Here is an 18,130-nt window from a genome sequence, read left to right on the forward strand (position 1 = left end):
TGCCCCATGCTGCCCTGTAGATGGCGCGATGACCCTCGATCCGACCGCCTATCCGATCGACCATGCCTTGCGCGGGGCGGGTGATGCGCCTGCCTTGCTCGATCGCGAGGGCGGGCTGAACTTCGCCGAAGCCGAGGCGGCGGTGGCGCGGCTGGCGGGATGGCTGGCGGCGCGAGGGTTCGCGCCCGGCGCGCGGGTGGCGACGTGGTTGCCCAAGACGCGCACCGCCGCGCTGATGCCGCTCGCCGCGCCGCGTGCGGGGCTGGTCCATGTGCCGATCAATCCGCTGCTCAAGCGCGCCCAGGTCGCGCATATCCTGGCCGATAGCGGCGCGGCGATGCTGCTGACCCATGGCCCGCGCGCCGCGACGCTGGAGGAGGGCGATGTGCCGCAAGGCGTGCCGGTGATGACCGAGGCCGGGCAGGGCGATGCGCTGCCTCGATCGGCGGCGGATACCGATGCACTGGCGGCGATCCTCTATACCTCCGGTTCGACGGGGCGGCCCAAGGGGGTGATGCTGAGCCACGCCAATCTCTGGTACGGCGCGGTGTCGGTCGCCCATTACCTGAAGCTGACGCCCGACGACCGGGTGCTGGGCGTCCTGCCCTTCAGCTTCGACTATGGGCAGAACCAGCTTTTCTCGACCTGGGTGGCGGGGGGCGCGGTCGCGCCGCTTGACTATTTGACCCCGCGCGATGTGGTGAAGGCGGTCGCGCGTTACGGTGCGACGACGCTGGCGGGGGTGCCGCCGCTCTGGACGCAGTTGCTGGGCATCGACTGGCCGGACGAGGCGGTCGCGTCGATCCGGCGGCTGACCAATTCGGGGGGCGCGTTGACGCCGCGCCTAGTGCGGGGGCTGCGGGTGCTGTTCCCGGCCGCGGACCTCTATGCGATGTACGGCCTGACCGAGGCGTTCCGTTCGACCTATCTCGACCCCGCATTGATCGACGCGCACCCCGATGCGATCGGCCGCGCCATTCCCTTTGCCGAAGTGATGGTGCTGCGACCCAATGGCAGCCGCTCCGCGCCGGGGGAGCCGGGCGAATTGGTCCATGCCGGGCCGCTGGTGGCGCAAGGCTATTGGCGCGATGCCGAGCGGACGGCGCAGCGTTTCCGCCCGACGCCGGACCATGCGCGCGCGGTATGGTCGGGCGATACGGTGGTCGAGGGCGCGGACGGCCTGCTCCGCTTCGTCGGGCGCGATGACGAGATGATCAAGGTCGCCGGCAATAGGATCAGCCCGCAGGAGATCGAGGAGGCCGCGCTGGCCGGTGGCGAGGCGCGCGAGGCGGTGGCCTTCGGCATCGCCGACGCGGCTTTGGGGCAGGCGATCGTCCTGATCCTGGGCGGTGATCCGGCACAGGAGGCGGCACTGCGCGCACGGCTGAAGCGCGACCTTCCCAATTTCATGCAGCCGTCGCACGTCGTCTGGACGCACGCGCTGCCCCGCAATGCCAATGGCAAGCTGGACCGCGCCGCACTGCGCCGGGACTGGACCGACAAGGACAAGATGTCATGAAGCCGATGGGGCCGATCCCCCCCGAATTTGCCGCGCAGACCGGGGCATTGACCATCGCCGGGCGCCGTGCGGAGGATTGGATGGTGGGGAAGGACGGGCCGGTCTTCGTCTACGACCCGGCCATCGTCGCGGCCCGCATCGCACGGTTTCGCGTCGCCTTTCCATCGATCGACCTGCATTATGCGATCAAGGCCAATCCCTTCCCGCCGCTGCTTGCCGCGATGGCGGGCCTGGTCGACGGGTTCGATGTCGCTTCGGCGGGCGAACTCGGCAAGGTCATGGGGCTGGGCAAGCCGGTCAGCTTCGCGGGCCCCGGCAAGCGCGACGCCGAATTGACGGCTGCGATCGAAGCGGGCGTGACGATCAACTTGGAATCGGAAGGGGAGGCGCGCCGCGCCTTGGCTATTGCCGAGCGGCTTGGGCGGACCCCGCGCCTGGCCGTCCGCGTGAACCCCGATATCGAACTCCGTGGGTCGGGGATGAAGATGGGCGGGCGGCCGTCCCCCTTTGGCATCGATGCCGAGCGTGTGCCCGCGCTGGTCCGCGATCTGGTGGTGGCCGGGGCCGATTGGCGCGGCTTTCATATCTATGCGGGCAGCCAGGCACTCGATCCCCAAGCGATCATCGACACGCAGGCCGCCACCATTGCGCTGGCCGCGCGACTGGCCGACGAGGCCGGGCACGCGCCGCCGCTGGTCAATCTGGGCGGCGGGTTCGGCGTGCCCTATTTCGCCGGGGACACGCCGCTCCCGGTGGAGATGGTCGGTGCGGCGCTGGAACAGGCGATGGGCCAGCGCCCCGCGATCCTGACCGACAGCCGCTTCGCGATCGAGCTGGGTCGCTGGCTGGTCGCCGAGGCCGGAGTCTATCTGGCGCGGGTCGTCGATCGCAAGGAAAGCGGCGGCGAGACCTTCCTGATCCTCGACGGCGGACTGCACCATCAACTGGCGGCGAGCGGCAATTTCGGCACCGTCGTCCGGCGCAACTATCCGCTGGCGGTGGCGCATGCGATGGGCGGCGAGGCCGCCGAGACGGTGTCGGTGGTCGGCCCCTTGTGCACCCCGCTCGACCGGTTGGGCGACCGGGTCGCGCTGCCGCATGCCGAGGCCGGTGACATCGTCGCGGTGTTTCTTGCCGGGGCCTATGGAGCGACTGCCAGCCCTTCGGCGTTTCTGGGCCACCCGGCCGCCGAAGAGATTCTGGGCGGGGTCCGCGCGGCATAACGCTCTGTTCACCTCTTGGGTGGCATAGCGAGATTGCGCAATTTGCCTTTCGTCTCCGTACCCTGGGGGGCGAAGGGTTCAGGAGTAACGTTCGCATGGCATCGTTCGCCCGCCCTCTCTTGTTCGCAGGCCTTTGCGCCTCGACGCTGACCGCCTGTTCGACGGCGAGTCCCAAGGCCGAGCTGCCCTCGGCCGGGTATGTCGCGCGCAAGGAGCAGCCGGGCGAGGAATATGTCATCGGCCCGCTTGATACGCTGAACATCTTCGTGTGGCGCAACCCCGACCTGTCGGCCAAGGTCCAGGTGCGCCCCGACGGCCGCATCACCACGCCGCTGGTCAACGACATGCCCGCGGTCGGCAAGACGCCCGCGATGCTGGCCGAGGACATGAAGAAGGCGTTGTCGGAATATGTCTCGAACCCGATCGTGTCGGTGATCGTCGAGAATTTCTCCGGCACCTATAGCCAGCAGGTGCGGATCGTCGGCGCGACCGAGCGGCCCGCCTCCATCCCCTACCGTGCGAACATGACGCTGCTCGACGCGATGATCGCGGTCGGCGGGCTGAACCAGTTCGCGGCCGGTAACAAGGCCAAGCTGGTGCGCACCGATCGCGAAACCGGCAAGCAGCGCGAATATGCGCTTCAGATCAACGATTTGCTTCGCAAGGGCGATTCGAGCGCCAATGTCCGGCTGGAACCGGGTGACGTCATCATCATCCCCGAATCGATGTTCTGAGGCGGCCCGCGCGTGTCGAGTATTCAGGACGAGATCCGGATCGCGATCCATGCGATATGGATACGCCGCTGGCTGGCGCTGGCGGTGGCGTGGGCGGTGTGCATCGTCGGGTGGCTGTTCGTCGCCCAGATCCCCAGCCGATATGAATCGCGGGCCCGCATCGCGGTCCAGAATACCCAGATCCTGCCCGACGGCATGGGCGCTGGCCCGAACGGCCAGATGGGCTCGGTCGATCAGGTCCGCCAGACGCTGATCTCGGCGATCAACCTGCAAAAGGTGGTGCGCGGCACCGACTTGGCCAGCACCGTGTCGAGTGATGCCGATGTCGCCGCGCGGGTCGCGCAACTGGCGAGCGCGATCAAGATCGAGAACCAGCAGGACACGATCTTCCAGCTGACCGTCACCCAGTCCAGCCCCAAGCTGGCACAGCAGGTCGCGCAGAAGCTGATCGACATCTTCGTCGAATCCAATCTGGTCGGCGATCGCAACAACACCAACCAGAGCCTGGCCTTTCTCGACAAGCAACTGAACGAGCGGCAGAAACAGCTTCAGATCGCGGAGGCCAAGCGCGCCCAGTATCAGAACCAGTTCATGGGCGGCCTGCCCGGCAGCGGTTCGGTCGCGGACCGGATCGGGCTGGCGCGCTCGCAAATGGCGCAGGTCGACAGCGATCTGGCCGCCGCCCAGTCGAGCTTCGCGGCGGTCCAGGGCCAGCTTGCGGGTACGCCGCGCACGGTCAGCGAAGGCGGCGGCGTCGCGGTCAGCCCGGCCCGCGCCCGACTGGCGGCGATTCAGGGGCAGCTCGCCGATGCCCGAGCGCGCGGCTATACCGACAATCACCCCGATGTCGTCGCGCTGAAGAACCAGCTTTCCGCCGCCCAGGCGGCCGTCAAGGCCGAGCCTGCCGGGGGCGCGGCGGGGGGGCAGCCCAATCCGCTCTATATGTCGCTCCAGTCGATGGCGGCCGAGAAACAGGCGCAGCTCGCCAGCCTGAAGATCCGCAAGAGCCAGTTGCAGAACGATCTCGACCGGCTGAACGCCAGCCTGGCGAGCGATCCCGAGGCCGCCGCCGCACAGGGCGCGATCGACCGGGATTATCAGGTGCTGAAGGACAGTTACGACCAGTTGCTACGCCAGCGCGAACAGGTGGCGCTGCGCGGTCAGGCGCAGAACCAGACGGACTCGATGCGCTTCACCGTCATCGATCCGCCGACCTATCCGCGCGCGCCGAGCGCGCCGAACCGGATGCTGTTGCTCACCGGTGTGTTCGCCGCCGGACTGGGGCTGGGCGTCGGATCGGCCTTTGCCCTGTCGAAGCTGCGCCAGACCTTCACTACGCCCCAGTCGCTTCAGCGGGCGATGGATATGCCGGTGATCGGCGCGATCGGCGAAGTCGTCACGCGCGGCCAGGCGGCGGCGCGGGCGCGACGGATGAAACTGTTCCTGGGTGGGACGGCGGCGCTGGGTGCCGCCTATGGGATGGTCCTGGCAATCGAGCTATTGCAACGGGGAATGGCCGCGTGAACCGAAACGTGAAACCCCCAAAACCCCGCCGGGAGCCCTCGCTGCTCGAACGTGCTGCGAATGTCTATGACTTCCGGTCCTATATGCGCGCGCCGGACGCCGAGCCCGAGCCCGACGCCGATCCGGTGGTTGAGCAGACGCCCGTCGCGGAAACGCCGGTCGCGCCGTTCGCACCCCCGGTCCCCGAGGTCGCGTCGAGCCCGGTGCCCGATATCGACCCTTCGCTCAGCGCCATTCCGCCCGAGTTCCTGGCCAAGCCGGGCGATGAGGAGTTCTTGGCGAGCGAATATAATCCCGGTTTCTCCGACGTCGCGATGATCGACCGGGCGATGCTGGCGGAGAACGGGCTGATCGTGCCGGGCGCGCCGATCGGGCCGCTGGCTGAGGAGTTCCGGCTGGTCAAGCGCCAGCTCATCATCACCAGCCAGCGGCTGGTCGAGGGCGGCGACGACGACCGGGCGCGCGTCGTGCTGGTCTGTTCGGCGCGGCCGCAGGACGGCAAGACCTTCTGCTCGGTCAACCTCGCTTTGTCGCTGGCGGCCGAGCGGGATACCGAGGTGCTGCTGGTCGATGCCGATGTCGCCAAGCCCGATGTGCTGGCCCGGCTGGGGCTGCCCGATGGGCCGGGGCTGCTCGACGCGCTGATCGATAGCAGCATCGATGTCGAGTCGCTGGTGATGCGCACCGATATCCCGCATCTGTCGGTCCTGCCCTGCGGCACCAAGACGGCGAGCGATACCGAACTGCTCGCCTCGGCCCGGACCCGTGCGGTGTTGCAGCGGTTGCTGACCGCCAATCCGCGTCGCCTGGTGATCTTCGACTCGCCGCCCGCGCTCGCGGCGTCGCCTGCGGCTGTGCTGGCGATGCTGGCCGGGCAGGTGATGATGGTCGTTCGCGCGGATCGTACCCCGGAAAGCGAAGTGACCGCCGCGATCGCGCTGCTCGATGCGTGCGACCATATCCAGCTGGTGCTGAACAGCGTCGCCTTCGTGCCCGGCAGCCGCCGATTCGGTTACTACGGCAAATATGGCAAGGACGGCGCTGCGTGATCGCCGGGCGGCGCATCCTGTTGTGCGGCTTGGGGGTGGTGGCCGCCTGGCCGACCGCGCTGGCCGCGCAGATGCAGGGTGCGCCGTTCGCGTCCGGTGCCGGGCAGGGTGCGGGCGCCGGCTATCCTGCCCCCACCGATCCGGCGGGACAGCAGGGCAGTGGGCGGGCGGATCGGCCAGTGCAGCGGCGCGCGCAGATCAGCCCCTATGTCGAACTGGGGCAGGTGCTGGTCGCCGACCTGACCGGTGGTGATACGGTTACCTATACGACGCTGGCGGCGGGCGTGAACGCGCAGGTGCAGACCGCACGGGCGCAGGGGCAGGTCAGCTATCGCTATGAACACCGGATCGACTGGAGCGATCGCGGCGGCAGCGGGGATGTCCATAGCGGGCTGGCGCGGGCTTCCTATGCCCTGACGCCCGAATTGCGGCTCGACGGCGGTGCGCTGGCGACGCAAACGCGGGCCGATAACCGGGGTGCCGCGCCCGGCCTGTCGATCGGCAACGTCGCCAATATCTCGCAAATCTATTCGGTCTATCTCGGTCCGTCGCTGGCCACACGGGCCGGGCCGGTGCAGATCGGCGCCAATTACCGGCTGGGCTATACCCGTGCCGACACGCCGGGGATTGGCGGCCTGGCACCGGGCCAGCCCCGGCTCGACTATTTCAGCGACAGCTGGAACCAGTTGGCGACGGTCAGCGCGACGACGCGGCCCGGTACGATCCTGCCGGTCGGCCTGTCGCTCAACGCCGCCTATGACCGCGACGATGCCGGTCAATTGTCGCAGCGTTACGAGGGCATCTTCGCGCGCGGCGATGTGCTGAAGCCGATTTCACCCTATGTCGCGGTCACCGCCGGGGTCGGATATGAGCATATCCAATCCAGCCAGCGCGACCCGGCCGTCGATGCCGCCGGTCGCCCGCTGGTCGACAGCCGGGGCCGGTTCATCACCAACCCCAATGGCCCGCGTCGCATCGCCTATCGCACCGACGGCGTCTATTATGATGCGGGTGTGATCTGGCGCCCCGATCGTCGTACCTCGGTCGAGGGGCATGTCGGCCAGCGTTACGGATCGCTCAGCGTCACCGGCAGGGCCCATTACCAGGCGTCGCGTGATGTCGTGTTCTCGGCGGCGGTCTATGACGGTATCCAGACCTTTGGCCGCCAGCTGCGCAACGGCCTGTCCGACCTGCCCACCAATTTCGTCGAGACGCGCGACGTCTTTGCCCAGCAGTTCAACGGATGCGTCTTTTCGGCGGGGGGCACCTCACCGGGCGGATGCCTAAACGATGCGCTGCAATCGGTGCAGACCGCCGTCTACCGCGCACGCGGGCTGGATGCGGCGATGACGATGCAGCGGGGGCGTTCCACTCTGGGCGTCGGGCTGGGCTATACCAGCCGCCGCCTGTTCGCGCCGGACGAGGTGCCGGGCATTATCGTCCAAGGTGCGCAGGACGACAGCTATTACGGCCAGATTTTCCTGGGCAGGGCTTTTGGTCCCCATTCGGGACTTAATGTGAATGGCTTCGTTAACTATTACGTCTCTAGGTTGGCGGGGGCCGAGGACGTGGTATCGCTGGGAACGACCGCCAGCTATTACCGCAACTTCGGTCGGCTCGGAACAACCGCGTCGGTTGGATTGTACCACTTCTCGGTCGGTGACCTGACCAACGCGCTCTCGGCGCAGGCTCTGGTCGCCGCACGGTATCAATTCTGACCGGCCGAAAGGCACGATGATGTACGAGACCCATTTCGGGCTGGGCGAACGCCCGTTTCAACTGACGCCGGACCCGCGTTTCTGGTTCCAGACGGCCACCCACGGCAAGGCGATGGCCTATCTGGGCTATGGGCTGGCGCAGGGTGAGGGCTTCATCGTCATTACCGGCGATGTCGGCGCGGGCAAGACGACGCTGGTCGGGCATCTGGTCGAGACGCTGGATAGCAAGCGCCTGCGCGTCCTGCACATCGTGTCGACCGCGGTCGAGCCGCAGGATTTGCTGCGGGTCGTGGCCGGGCAACTGGGCGTCGATGCGCAGGGGCTGACCAAGGCCGCGCTGCTGGCCGCGATCGAACGCGCGCTGAACGGCGTCGCGCGCGAAGGGCGCCGCATCCTGCTGATCGTCGACGAGGCCCAGGCGCTGCCGCTCGCCTCGCTCGAGGAACTGCGCATGTTGTCCAATTTCCAGGCGGGCGGCCATGCGCTGCTTCAGATCCTGCTGGTCGGGCAGCCCGAATTTCGCGAGCGCCTGCTGGGCTCGGCCGCCGTCGAGCAGCTGCGCCAGCGGGTCATCGCCATCCATCATCTCGACCCGATGGAGCCCGAGGAAGTCCCCGATTACATCGCCCACCGCTTGGCGGTCGCGGGATGGACCGGACGTCCCGACTTCGCCGCCGATGCTTTCGACGCGTTGTACGATGCCTCGGGCGGGGTGCCGCGCCGGTTGAACGTGCTGGCGGGCCGCGTGCTGCTGCAGGCCGCGATCGAGGGTGTCGAGTTGATCGGCCGTCAGACGGTCGAAAGCGTCGCCGCCGACATGGCCGCCGATATGGGCGCGGGCCGGGACATGCCGATACAGGCGCAGCCGGAACCGGTCGCGCCGCTCTTCACCGCGACACGCGGCAACGACCTGTTGTTCGGGGTGGGCGCGCCGCTGACCGGATTGAATATGAACGGGCATCAGGCGGCTACTGCCCGGCCCGATCCGATCACCCGTGTCACGCCCGAGAACGAAGCGGCACCGCGCCCGACCCACCGCGTCGTCGCCCCGCCGCCCGCGCCCGAGCCGGTCTCGCTTCATCCAATCCCCGAACCCGCGCCCGTCATGGACGAAAAGCCCGCGTCCGAGCCTTCCGCCACGGCGTCGCAGACCACCGCGCTGGAGGACCGTGTCGCGCAGCTGGAAGCACGGCTGGAGCAGCAGGAGGCGGCGTTGCGGCGTGTCTTGACCCTGCTGGTCGACTGGTCCGAGATCGACAATCGCAGCGAAGTCCGTCGCGAAGCCGGTGCCACGATCCGACCGGGAGCCTGGGGCCATGCCGCCTGAACCTGCCGGGCCGCTGGATCGGCCGCTCAACGGCATGTCGGTCGATGTCGAGGAATGGTTTCAGGTCGGGGCGTTCGAGCGCACGATCGACAAGGGCGATTGGGACCGTCTGGACAGCCGGGTCGAGGCCAATACCGACGCCGTCCTGTCGCTGTTCGCCGAGACGGGGACGCGCGCGACCTTCTTCACGCTCGGCTGGGTGGCGCATCGTCACCCTGGGCTGATCCGCCGCATCGTCGCAGGCGGGCACGAGATGGCGAGTCATGGCTGGGACCATCAGCGGGTTTTCACCATGACCGCCGACCAGTTTCGCGCCGACCTCGCACGCGCCCAGGCGGCGATCGAGGATGCCAGCGGCCAGGCGGTGACCGGCTATCGCGCGCCGAGCTTTTCGATCGATCAGCGGACGCCCTGGGCACATCCGGTGCTGGCCGAGGCGGGCTATTGTTATTCCTCCAGCGTCGCACCGCTGCGGCACGATCATTATGGCTGGGCGGACTCGCCGCGCTATCCCTGGCGGCCGTTGGCGGATGGGGACCTGATCGAGTTGCCGGTGACGGTGGCCGAGTGGGGCCGCAGGCGGTTGGCGACCGGTGGCGGGTTCTTCCGGATGCTGCCCGCCAAGCTGACCGATATCGCGGTGGGGCAGGTCAATCGCGACCGGCACGGCGCGATCTTCTATTTCCACCCCTGGGAGGTCGATCCCGACCAGCCGCGCGTCGCCAACGCGCCGCTCCGCTCGCGCATCCGGCATTATAGCCGGTTGCGTGCCATGGCGGGCAAGCTGCGCGGATTGCTCGGCCGTCATGACTGGGGCCGGGTCGATCAGGTCGCGGCCGAGGAAGCGGCGCGGCTGGCATGACCCTATGCGCGCCGACGATCCGCGTCGCCGATCTGGCGCGCGACGACGTGTGCACGCGGATCGACGCCTTTGTTCGCACCCAAGCGGAGGGTACGCCCTTCCATCTGACCGGCTGGTTGAAGGCCGGGGCCGGGGGCTGCGGTCAGACGGCGCATTATCTGGTCGCCGAGGACGCGGACGGGGCGATCGTCGGCGTCCTGCCGCTGAGCGAGATACGCTCCCCCCTGTTCGGGGCGGCGATGGTATCGACCGGCTTCGGCGTCGATGGCGGCGTGCTGGGCGAAGGTGTCGCGGCGCTGGCCGAGGCGGCCTGGAGCCTGGCGGGCGAGAAGGGGATCGAGTCGGTCGAACTGCGCGGCGGACCGGTGCCCGACGGCTGGACGGCGGATGGGGAGAGCTATTTGGGCTTTGTCCGGCCGATCGCGGCGGATGACGAGGCCGAGATGAAGGCCATTCCTCGCAAGCAGCGCGCCGAACTGCGCAAGGCGCTGGCGCAGGATCTGGAGGTCGTCACCGGCCGTGACCCGGCAATGCTGGCCGAGCATTACCGCGTCTATGCCGAGTCCGTCCGCAATCTCGGTACGCCGGTCTTTCCGGCGAAGCTGTTTCGCGAGGCGGTTGCGCGGCTCGACGCCGATATCCTGACCGTCCGGCATCAGGGCCGTGCCGTGGCGAGTGTGCTCAACCTTTATCATGGCGGCACCGTCTATCCCTATTGGGGCGGGGGGACAAAGGCGGCGCGGGGCCTGCGCGCCAACGACCTGATGTATTTCGCGCTGATGCGCCATGCCCGCCAGCGCGGCTGCCACCATTTCGATTTCGGTCGGTCGAAGGTCGGGACGGGCGCGGCGGCCTTCAAGAAGAATTGGGGGTTCGAGGGGCAGCCGCTGGTCTATGCCAGCCGCAGCGTCCATGGGCCACGTGCGATCAACCCGCTCAACCCCAAATATGCGCTGATGATCGCGCTGTGGAAGCGCCTGCCGGTCCCGGTGGCGCGGATCGTCGGGCCGCCGATCGCACGGGGGCTGGGATGAAGGGGGCTGGGTTGAAGGACCTGCTGTTCCTCGCGCACCGGGCGCCCTTTCCCCCCGATCGCGGTGACAAGATCCGCAGCTATCATGTGCTGCGCCATCTGGCACGCCATTGGCGGGTCCATCTCTGCGCCTTTGCCGAGCAGGACGCCGAGGAGCAGCTTCCGCCCGAGCTTCAGGCCGAACTCGCCAGCCATCACATCCTGCGCCGTACCAAGCCGATGCCGCTTGCCGCGCTACAGGCGCTGGCGACGGGCAAGCCCATTTCGTTGACCGCCTTTGCCCATCCCGGCATGGCGCACGCGGTGGCACAGGTGCGGGCGCGCCACCGACCCGCGGTGACCTATATCTTCTCGGGTCAGATGGCGCAGTATCGGGGGGGCGAGCCGACGATCATGGATATGGTCGATGTCGACTCCGCCAAGTTCGCGAGCCTGGCGCTGACGGCCAAGGCCGGGATGCGATCCGTCCTGAACCACGAAGCCCGCCTGCTCGGCCGCTATGAACGGCAGGTCGCCCAGTCGGTCGCGGCGACCCTGTTCGTCAGCGAGGCGGAGGCGGCGCTGTTCCGCTCCGGCGGTGGACGGGGCAATATCCTGGCGGTCGAGAATGGCATCGATGCAAGCCGCTACGACCCCGCTGCCGTCGATCCGGATATGGGCGAGGGGCGGCTGATCGTCTTTACCGGGCAAATGGATTATCGCCCCAATATCGATGCGGTGACGCGCTTTGCCGAGCATATCCTGCCGCTCATTCGCAACGCCTGTCCGGCGGCCCGCTTCGCGATCGTCGGCCGCGCGCCGACCCCGGCGGTGCGGCGGCTGGCCAGCGAGGCGGTGATCGTGACCGGCGAAGTGCCCGACACCCGCATCTGGCTGGCCCGTGCCGCCGTCTGCGTCGCCCCGCTCGATCTGGCGCGCGGTATCCAGAACAAGCTGCTGGAGGCCATGGCCATGGCGCGGCCGGTCGTCGCGTCGGTTGCGGCGGCGGAAGGGATCGACCATGGCGGTACGATCATGGTGGCGGGCGACGACCGCGACTTTGCCAACCGGGTCATCGCTGCGCTGAACGGTCCGGCCGACAATCCGGCGGCGCGGGCGCGGGTGCTGGAACGCTATGACTGGGGGGCGCGACTGGCACCGCTCGACCGATTGCTGGGGGATATCACATCGTGACCGCAGGGGACATGCCGAACACCGGGGAACAGGCGGCGTCGGTTCCGGGGCAGGGGCGCTGGGCCTATCACCTGGCCTTGCTGGCGGGGGCGGGGCTGTTCATCCTGCTGCTGTTCCGCAGCGACGCCGCGCATCTGGCCGATATCTGGTGGACCAGCACCACCTATGGCCATTGCCTGTTCATCGGGCCGGTCGTCGGCTGGCTGATCTGGCAGCGCCGCGCAGAGCTTTCGCAACTGACCCCCACCGCCTGGTGGCCGGGGCTGTTCGTCGTGGGCGGGGGCGGCCTGCTCTGGCTGTTGGGCGAGTCGGCGACCGTGGCGTTGATTCGCCAGCTGGGCCTGATCGCGATGCTGGAGGGGGCGGTCATCGCGCTGCTGGGCCCGATGGTCGCACGGGGCATGTTGTTCCCGCTCGCCTATGCCTGGTTCCTGGTGCCGTTCGGGGCGGAGCTGGAAAAGCCGCTTCAGCAGATCACCGTATCGATCGTCATGCCGCTGCTCGACTGGAGCGGCATTCCCGCCTCGGCCGACGGCGTGCTGATCCATGCGGGACGTTACTGGTTCGAGGTGGCGGAGGCCTGTTCGGGGTCGAAGTTCGTGCTGGCCATGGTCGCCTTCGCCGCGCTCGTCGCCAATCTGTGTTTCCGTTCGCCCTGGCGGCGGGCGATCTTCATGATCGTCTCGCTGATCGTGCCGGTGCTCGCCAATGGCGTGCGCGCCTGGGGGACGATCTTCGCCGCCGACAAGACCTCAATCGAGGTGGCGGGCGGGTTCGACCATATCGTCTTCGGCTGGGTCTTCTTTGCGATCGTGATGGCGGCGGTGCTGGCGATCGGGTGGCAGTTCTTCGATCGCGCGCCTGACGATCCTGCCTTCGCCCCCGCCAGCCTCTCCGCCATGCCGCGCCGCCGGATCGATCCGTTGCTCGCCGCGATCCTGGCGGTGGCGATCTCGGCGCTGTTCCCCAGCTGGAGCAGCTTTGCCGGTTCGCGCGCGGCGAGCCTGCCCGCGCATATGACATTGCCCGATGTGCCGGGCTGGATGCCGACGCAGCAGGTGACGGCGTGGCAACCCCATTATCCGGGCGCGGATGCGGTGCTGTTGCGCAGCTATCGCGATGGGGACGGGCATCAGGTCGATCTGGCGGTCGGCGTCTTCGCCCGCCAGCGCGAGGGCGGCAAGCTGGGTGCGTTCGGAACCGGCGTGCTGCACGAGGATGATCGCTGGATTCGCGTCGCCGATCTCGGCCGCATCGCGGGCGGCGACGCCATGCGGATGACCACGGCCGGACCGAACGGCCAGCCGGTCGAGCGCGACGTTGCGACCTGGTATCGGATCGGCAATAGGTTGACCCCGGATATGCGGCGCGTGAAACTGGAAACGATGAAGGCCCGGTTGCTGGGACAGCGCCAGACGGCGGTGGCGGTGCACGTCTCGAGCGAAGGCGACGACCCGCGCGCGATCAAGGCCTTTGTCCGCGCGCTGGGCCCGATCGATGCCTTTGCCGATCGTCTGACGGGACAGCGCTGACCCCCCATGTGCGGTATTGCCGGTCTCTTCCATCCCGCCACGCCCAAGCCGGTCGACCCCGCACGGCTGCGTGCGATGATCGGTGCGCAGGCGCATCGCGGGCCGGACGGGCAGGGGGTATGGACCGCGCCCGGCGTCGGCTTCGCCCATGCCCGGCTGTCGATCATCGATGTGGCGGGCTCGCCCCAGCCGATGGTCGATGGCGAGGTGGCGGTCTGCTTCAACGGCGAAATCTATAATTATCGCGAGCTGCGGGAGGAATTGCGGGCCAAGGGCGCAGTGTTCCACACCGATGGCGATACCGAGGTGCTGCTGCATGGCTGGCGGCATTGGGGCCCTGCCATGCTCGATCGGCTGGTCGGCATGTTCGCCTTTGCCGTTCATGACGCCAAGGCGGGGGCGCTGTTCCTGGCGCGCGACCGGCTGGGGGTGAAGCCGCTGCACTGGGCGGAACTGCCCGATGGCGCGGTCGCCTTCGCGTCGGAGATGAAGGGCATCCTCGCGCACCCGCTGTTCCGGCGGCGGCCCGATATCCGCGCGGTCGAGGATTATCTGGCGTTCGGCTATGTCCCCGACGACGCCAGCATCGTCGCGGGCGTCCACAAGCTGCCCGCCGGGCATTTCCTGCTGATCGAGCGTGGGCGCCCCATCTCCCGGCCACGCCGATGGTGGGATGTCGACTTTTCGAACCGCGAAAGCGGATCGGCCGCGCAATTGGGCGAAGGACTGCTCGCCCGGATGCGCGAAGGCGTGGTCAGCCGTATGGTCGCCGACGTGCCGCTGGGCGCGTTCCTGTCGGGCGGGGTCGACAGCTCTGGCGTGGTCGCACTGATGGCGGAGGCTAGTCCACGCGCCGTGCGCACCTGCACCATCGGTTTCGAGGAAGCGGGGCATGACGAACGCGGCTATGCGCGCACCATCGCGCAGCGCTTCGCCACCGATCATAGCGAGCGGGTGGTCCGTGCCGACGACTTCACGCTGATCGACACGCTGGTCGCGCAGTTCGACGAGCCCTTTGCCGATGCCTCGGCGCTGGCGACCTATCGCTTGTGCGAAATGACCCGCGAGCATGTCACGGTCGCGCTGGCGGGCGACGGCGCGGATGAAATATTGGCGGGCTATCGCCGTCATGTCTTCCATGCGGGCGAGGAGCGGGTGCGCGGTCTGTTCCCGGGGGAGTTTCGCCGGGGCCTGTTCGGAACGCTCGGCCGCCTCTATCCTAAGGCCGACTGGGCCCCGCGTCCCCTGCGCGCCAAGACGACGCTGCTGGCGCTGGGGATGGACGGGGCGGAGGCCTATGCCCTTGCGGTCGGCGTGACCGGGCCCGAGGCGCGGGCGCGGCTCTTTTCGGCGGAGGCGAAGGCGGCGCTGGGCGGGCACCGGGCGGAGGATCGCTACATCGCCGCGATGCGCGACGCGCCCGCGCGCGATGCCATGGACCGGGTGCAATATGCCGATCTGAAGATCTGGCTGCCCGGCGATATCCTGACCAAGACCGACCGTATGTCGATGGCGGTCGGTCTGGAGGCGCGCGAGCCGTTGCTCGATCACCGGCTGGTCGAATATGCCGCGCGCCTGCCCGTTGCGATGCGGTTGCGCGGGGGGCAGGGCAAGTGGCTGATGAAGAAGGCGCTGGAGCCCTATCTGCCGCGCGATATTCTCTATCGCCCCAAAATGGGGTTCGTGACGCCGATCAGCGCCTGGTTCCGGGGGGCTTTGGCGGATGAGGCGGCCCGGCTGGAGAAATCCGGGCTGCTGCGCGAGACGGGCTGGTTCGACCTGGCCGAACTGGGCCGGATCGCGAGCGACCACCGCGGAAGCCGAGCCGAGCATGGCCGGACCCTGTGGCAGATGCTGATGCTGGAACGGAGCCTGAAGCGGCTCTTCGCATGATTCCTCCCCTGTAAGGGGAGGTGGCAGCCCGCAGGGCTGACGGAGGGATATTGCGGTTAGCGAGGACACCCCTCCACCAGCTTCGCTGGTCCCCCTCCCCTTGCAGGGGAGGATGTTACTACGACTTCAACGTCTGTGTGATCCAGCGATCGAACAGGTCGGGCCATAGCCGCTCGGGTGAGCCCTCGGGCGCGCTGAGTGCGCCGAAACCATGGCCGCCCTTTTCGAAGAAATGCGCCTCGACCGGCACCTTGGCGGCGCGCGCCTGGGTCAACACGTCGATCGACTGGTCGAGCGGCACCAGCCCGTCATCGACCGCATGGACCAGGAAGAGCGGCGGCGTATTCGCATTGATCCGGCGCGGCGTGTCGTAGCGCGCTTTGGTTGCGGGATCGGGATTGGGCCCGAGCAGATTGTCGCGCGAGCCGGGATGGGTATTCGGCGTCGACAGGCTCGCGACCGGATAGACCAGGCCAGAAAAGCGTGGGTGGGCCGATTGCCGGTCGGCGGCATCCACGGGCGTATAGACCTTGTCGTCATAACCCACGGTCAGCGAGGCGGCGAGATGCCCGCCTGCGGAGAAGCCGACGATGCCCAGATTGGCGGCGTCGATGCCATAGCGTCCCGCATGGGCGCGGATCAGCCGCATCGCACGCTGCGCATCCTGAAGCGGCACATTGGCCTGATCGTCCCACCCCTCGGACGGCAGGCGATAGGATAGCGCGAATACGGTGATGCCGTGCGGGTTGAGCGTCTTGGCGACATCGATCCCCTCATTCTGGATCGATACGAAGCCATAGCCGCCGCCGGGGATGGTCAGCACCGCTCGTCCATCGGGACGCTGGGGGCGAAAGACCGCGACGATCGGATTGGCGGTGCCGCGTAGCCACAATTCCTTGCGCCCGGCAGGGCCGTTCATCGACGGATTGGGCGTAGGCAGCGTGGCGCGCGCGCCGGGCGGACGGCCGGGCCAGAGCGGGAAATGCTCGGCGGGTGGCCAGGGCGTCATGGCTGCGGGCGTGGCGGGTGCGGCCTGTGCGGCAACGCGGGTGGCCAGCGGCACGGTCGCCATGGCCCCGATCAGGGAGCGTCGATCGATCACTTGCATCCTCTCATCCTCAGCGCCTGATAGCGCTATGCCGGACGAGGGTGCCGGGGCGGCGTGCGGCGATCAAGCGAAAAGCGGGTGCATGAAAAAGGGCGGGACCTATATGGTCCCGCCCCCGATCAGTGGCCGTATTTCTTGATCCCGCGCCGGCGCAGCTTTTCGCGCTTGCGTCGACGGCTATAGGGGATGGCGAAAGCCAGACCCGACAGCAGCACTGCCCCAATTATGATATAGGCAAGCTGCTCCCGTTCGAAGAATTCAAACATTAGTCGAAAATCGCTCCCCAACGACGCTTGGCGCGCTCACGCCAATGGCCGCGGTGATACGCGTCCGAGGCGAGGAGCGGCATGACCGAACCAGCTTCGGCGAATACCATCTGTTCGAGGGCCGTGTCCACCTTGCCCCAGCTTGCCGCTTCCTTCAGCGTCGAGGACGAGCAGGCGCCGTCGCGCACGTCGGCGACGGTGATCTGCACCGCGTACTTGTGCATCTCGACATCGTCATGGCCCAGGATTTCGGCGCAAACCACGGTATCCTGGATGAAATTCTTCGGCACGCCGCCGCCGATCATCAGCAGGCCGGTGGTGCCCGCCTTGATCTTGATGTCGGTCAGTTCGCGGAAGTCGGCAATGGCGTCGAGCACCATGTACGGCTTGCCTTCCTTGGCGCGCTCGACCTGATGCTTCACCAGACCGAAGCCCGCCGACGAATCGACGAAGGCCGGGCAGAAGATCGGCACGTCATGCTCATAGGCGAGCTTGACGAGGCTGTTCTCCTTCTTGCCGTGCTCGGCCAGATACTTGCCCATCTCGCGGATGAAGGCGCGGCTCGAATAGGGCTTCGGCTCCAGCGAGTCGGCGATCTTGCCGATCGTGTGGTCGCAGTCCTGCAGCTGCTCTTCGTCGATATAGGTGTCGTAGATGCGGTCGATGTAGAGCGAACGCAGCGTGTTGTCGTCCGGCACTTCCAGCGCCTGGTAATGCTTGTGGCCCAGGCCCTCGAAGAAATCCATGTCGACGATCGACGCGCCGGTCGCGACGACACCGTCGATCATGTTCGAGCGCAGCAGCTCGGCATAGAGGTCCATGCAGCCGCCCGCCGAGGTCGAACCCGCGATGACGAGGAAGATCGAGCAGTCCTTGTCGGCCAGCATCTGGTTGTAGATGCCGGTCGCGCGCGCCAGGTCGCGGCTGGTGAAGCTCATCTTGCCCATCGAATCGATGATCGGGCGGGCGTCGAACTTGGTGATGTCGATATGCTCGACCACGCTGGAGAGCAGCTCGGCCTTGCGGTTGTCGTTGATCGTGTCGGTCATGATGGTTCCATCATCATCGAGAAGCCGTCGTCGTTATTGGGGACGCGGTAACCCGGCTGGCCCGGTCCTGCGGCATGTGCGGGAACGGGTATGGGAAGGGGCCTTATCGCGGTCGAAACC

The 18,130-nt window shown here is 67.7% G+C and carries 15 protein-coding genes; 12 read left to right on the forward strand and 3 right to left on the reverse strand.

Translation table 11 applies throughout. From position 1 onward, the window contains the following. Positions 1–28 precede the first annotated feature (28 nt). The 12 genes from U1H82_RS02185 (at position 29) to U1H82_RS02240 (ending at position 15,587) form a co-directional block, all read left to right on the forward strand. Positions 29–1,519 (forward strand): AMP-binding protein, encoded by a 1,491-nt coding sequence (locus tag U1H82_RS02185; RefSeq protein ID WP_322963293.1) that lies wholly within the window; start codon positions 29–31, stop codon positions 1,517–1,519. After that, positions 1,516–2,742 carry a pyridoxal-dependent decarboxylase, exosortase A system-associated gene (locus U1H82_RS02190; protein ID WP_322963294.1) on the forward strand — a complete coding sequence of 409 codons (1,227 nt, stop codon included), beginning with the start codon at positions 1,516–1,518 and terminating at the stop codon, positions 2,740–2,742. Before U1H82_RS02185 ends, U1H82_RS02190 begins: the two co-directional genes overlap by 4 nt. A 95-nt stretch (positions 2,743–2,837) precedes the next feature. After that, a complete protein-coding gene (locus tag U1H82_RS02195; protein WP_322963295.1) occupies positions 2,838–3,476 on the forward strand; it encodes an XrtA/PEP-CTERM system exopolysaccharide export protein in 639 nt (212 codons plus the stop codon). 12 nt (positions 3,477–3,488) lie between these two features. Then, a complete protein-coding gene (locus U1H82_RS02200; protein WP_322963296.1) occupies positions 3,489–5,000 on the forward strand; it encodes an XrtA system polysaccharide chain length determinant in 1,512 nt (503 codons plus the stop codon). Continuing rightward, complete coding sequence (locus U1H82_RS02205) at positions 4,997–6,049, forward strand: AAA family ATPase (RefSeq protein WP_322963297.1); 1,053 nt, start codon at positions 4,997–4,999, stop codon at positions 6,047–6,049. The genes U1H82_RS02200 and U1H82_RS02205 overlap by 4 nt, the downstream gene beginning before the upstream one ends. After that, positions 6,046–7,767 (forward strand): hypothetical protein, encoded by a 1,722-nt coding sequence (locus U1H82_RS02210; protein WP_322963298.1) that lies wholly within the window; start codon positions 6,046–6,048, stop codon positions 7,765–7,767. The genes U1H82_RS02205 and U1H82_RS02210 overlap by 4 nt, the downstream gene beginning before the upstream one ends. Before the next feature lie 19 nt (positions 7,768–7,786). Then, positions 7,787–9,094, forward strand: coding sequence for an ExeA family protein (locus tag U1H82_RS02215; protein ID WP_322963299.1), 1,308 nt, complete (start codon positions 7,787–7,789; stop codon positions 9,092–9,094). Further along, complete coding sequence (locus tag U1H82_RS02220; protein WP_322963300.1) at positions 9,084–9,956, forward strand: XrtA system polysaccharide deacetylase; 873 nt, start codon at positions 9,084–9,086, stop codon at positions 9,954–9,956. Before U1H82_RS02215 ends, U1H82_RS02220 begins: the two co-directional genes overlap by 11 nt. Beyond that, positions 9,953–10,990, forward strand: coding sequence for a FemAB family XrtA/PEP-CTERM system-associated protein (locus U1H82_RS02225; protein WP_322963301.1), 1,038 nt, complete (start codon positions 9,953–9,955; stop codon positions 10,988–10,990). The genes U1H82_RS02220 and U1H82_RS02225 overlap by 4 nt, the downstream gene beginning before the upstream one ends. After that, on the forward strand, positions 10,987–12,162 hold the full coding sequence (locus U1H82_RS02230; RefSeq protein WP_322963302.1) for a TIGR03087 family PEP-CTERM/XrtA system glycosyltransferase: 1,176 nt from the start codon (positions 10,987–10,989) through the stop codon (positions 12,160–12,162). Before U1H82_RS02225 ends, U1H82_RS02230 begins: the two co-directional genes overlap by 4 nt. 11 nt (positions 12,163–12,173) lie before the next feature. Beyond that, the gene (xrtA, locus tag U1H82_RS02235) at positions 12,174–13,694 is read left to right on the forward strand and encodes an exosortase A (RefSeq protein ID WP_322963303.1); all 1,521 of its coding nucleotides are present in this window, start codon (positions 12,174–12,176) and stop codon (positions 13,692–13,694) included. A 6-nt stretch (positions 13,695–13,700) separates the two neighbouring features. After that, positions 13,701–15,587 (forward strand): XrtA/PEP-CTERM system amidotransferase, encoded by a 1,887-nt coding sequence (locus U1H82_RS02240; RefSeq protein WP_322963304.1) that lies wholly within the window; start codon positions 13,701–13,703, stop codon positions 15,585–15,587. A gap of 118 nt (positions 15,588–15,705) precedes the next feature. Here U1H82_RS02240 and U1H82_RS02245 read toward each other — a convergent pair whose 3' ends face one another. From U1H82_RS02245 to U1H82_RS02255, 3 genes are all read right to left on the reverse strand, one after another. Then, a complete protein-coding gene (locus U1H82_RS02245) occupies positions 15,706–16,689 on the reverse strand; it encodes an alpha/beta hydrolase (protein ID WP_322963306.1) in 984 nt (327 codons plus the stop codon). Positions 16,690–16,814: 125 nt separating this feature from the next. Next, positions 16,815–16,961 carry a hypothetical protein gene (locus U1H82_RS02250; RefSeq protein ID WP_322963307.1) on the reverse strand — a complete coding sequence of 49 codons (147 nt, stop codon included), beginning with the start codon at positions 16,959–16,961 and terminating at the stop codon, positions 16,815–16,817. Then, complete coding sequence (locus tag U1H82_RS02255; RefSeq protein WP_322963309.1) at positions 16,961–18,010, reverse strand: 1,9-bis(guanidino)-5-aza-nonane synthase; 1,050 nt, start codon at positions 18,008–18,010, stop codon at positions 16,961–16,963. The genes U1H82_RS02250 and U1H82_RS02255 overlap by 1 nt, the downstream gene beginning before the upstream one ends. Between the last annotated feature and the right edge of the window lie 120 nt (positions 18,011–18,130).

The sequence above is a fragment of the Sphingomonas fuzhouensis genome (genome assembly GCF_034659795.1).
Taxonomy (GTDB): domain Bacteria; phylum Pseudomonadota; class Alphaproteobacteria; order Sphingomonadales; family Sphingomonadaceae; genus Sphingomonas; species Sphingomonas fuzhouensis.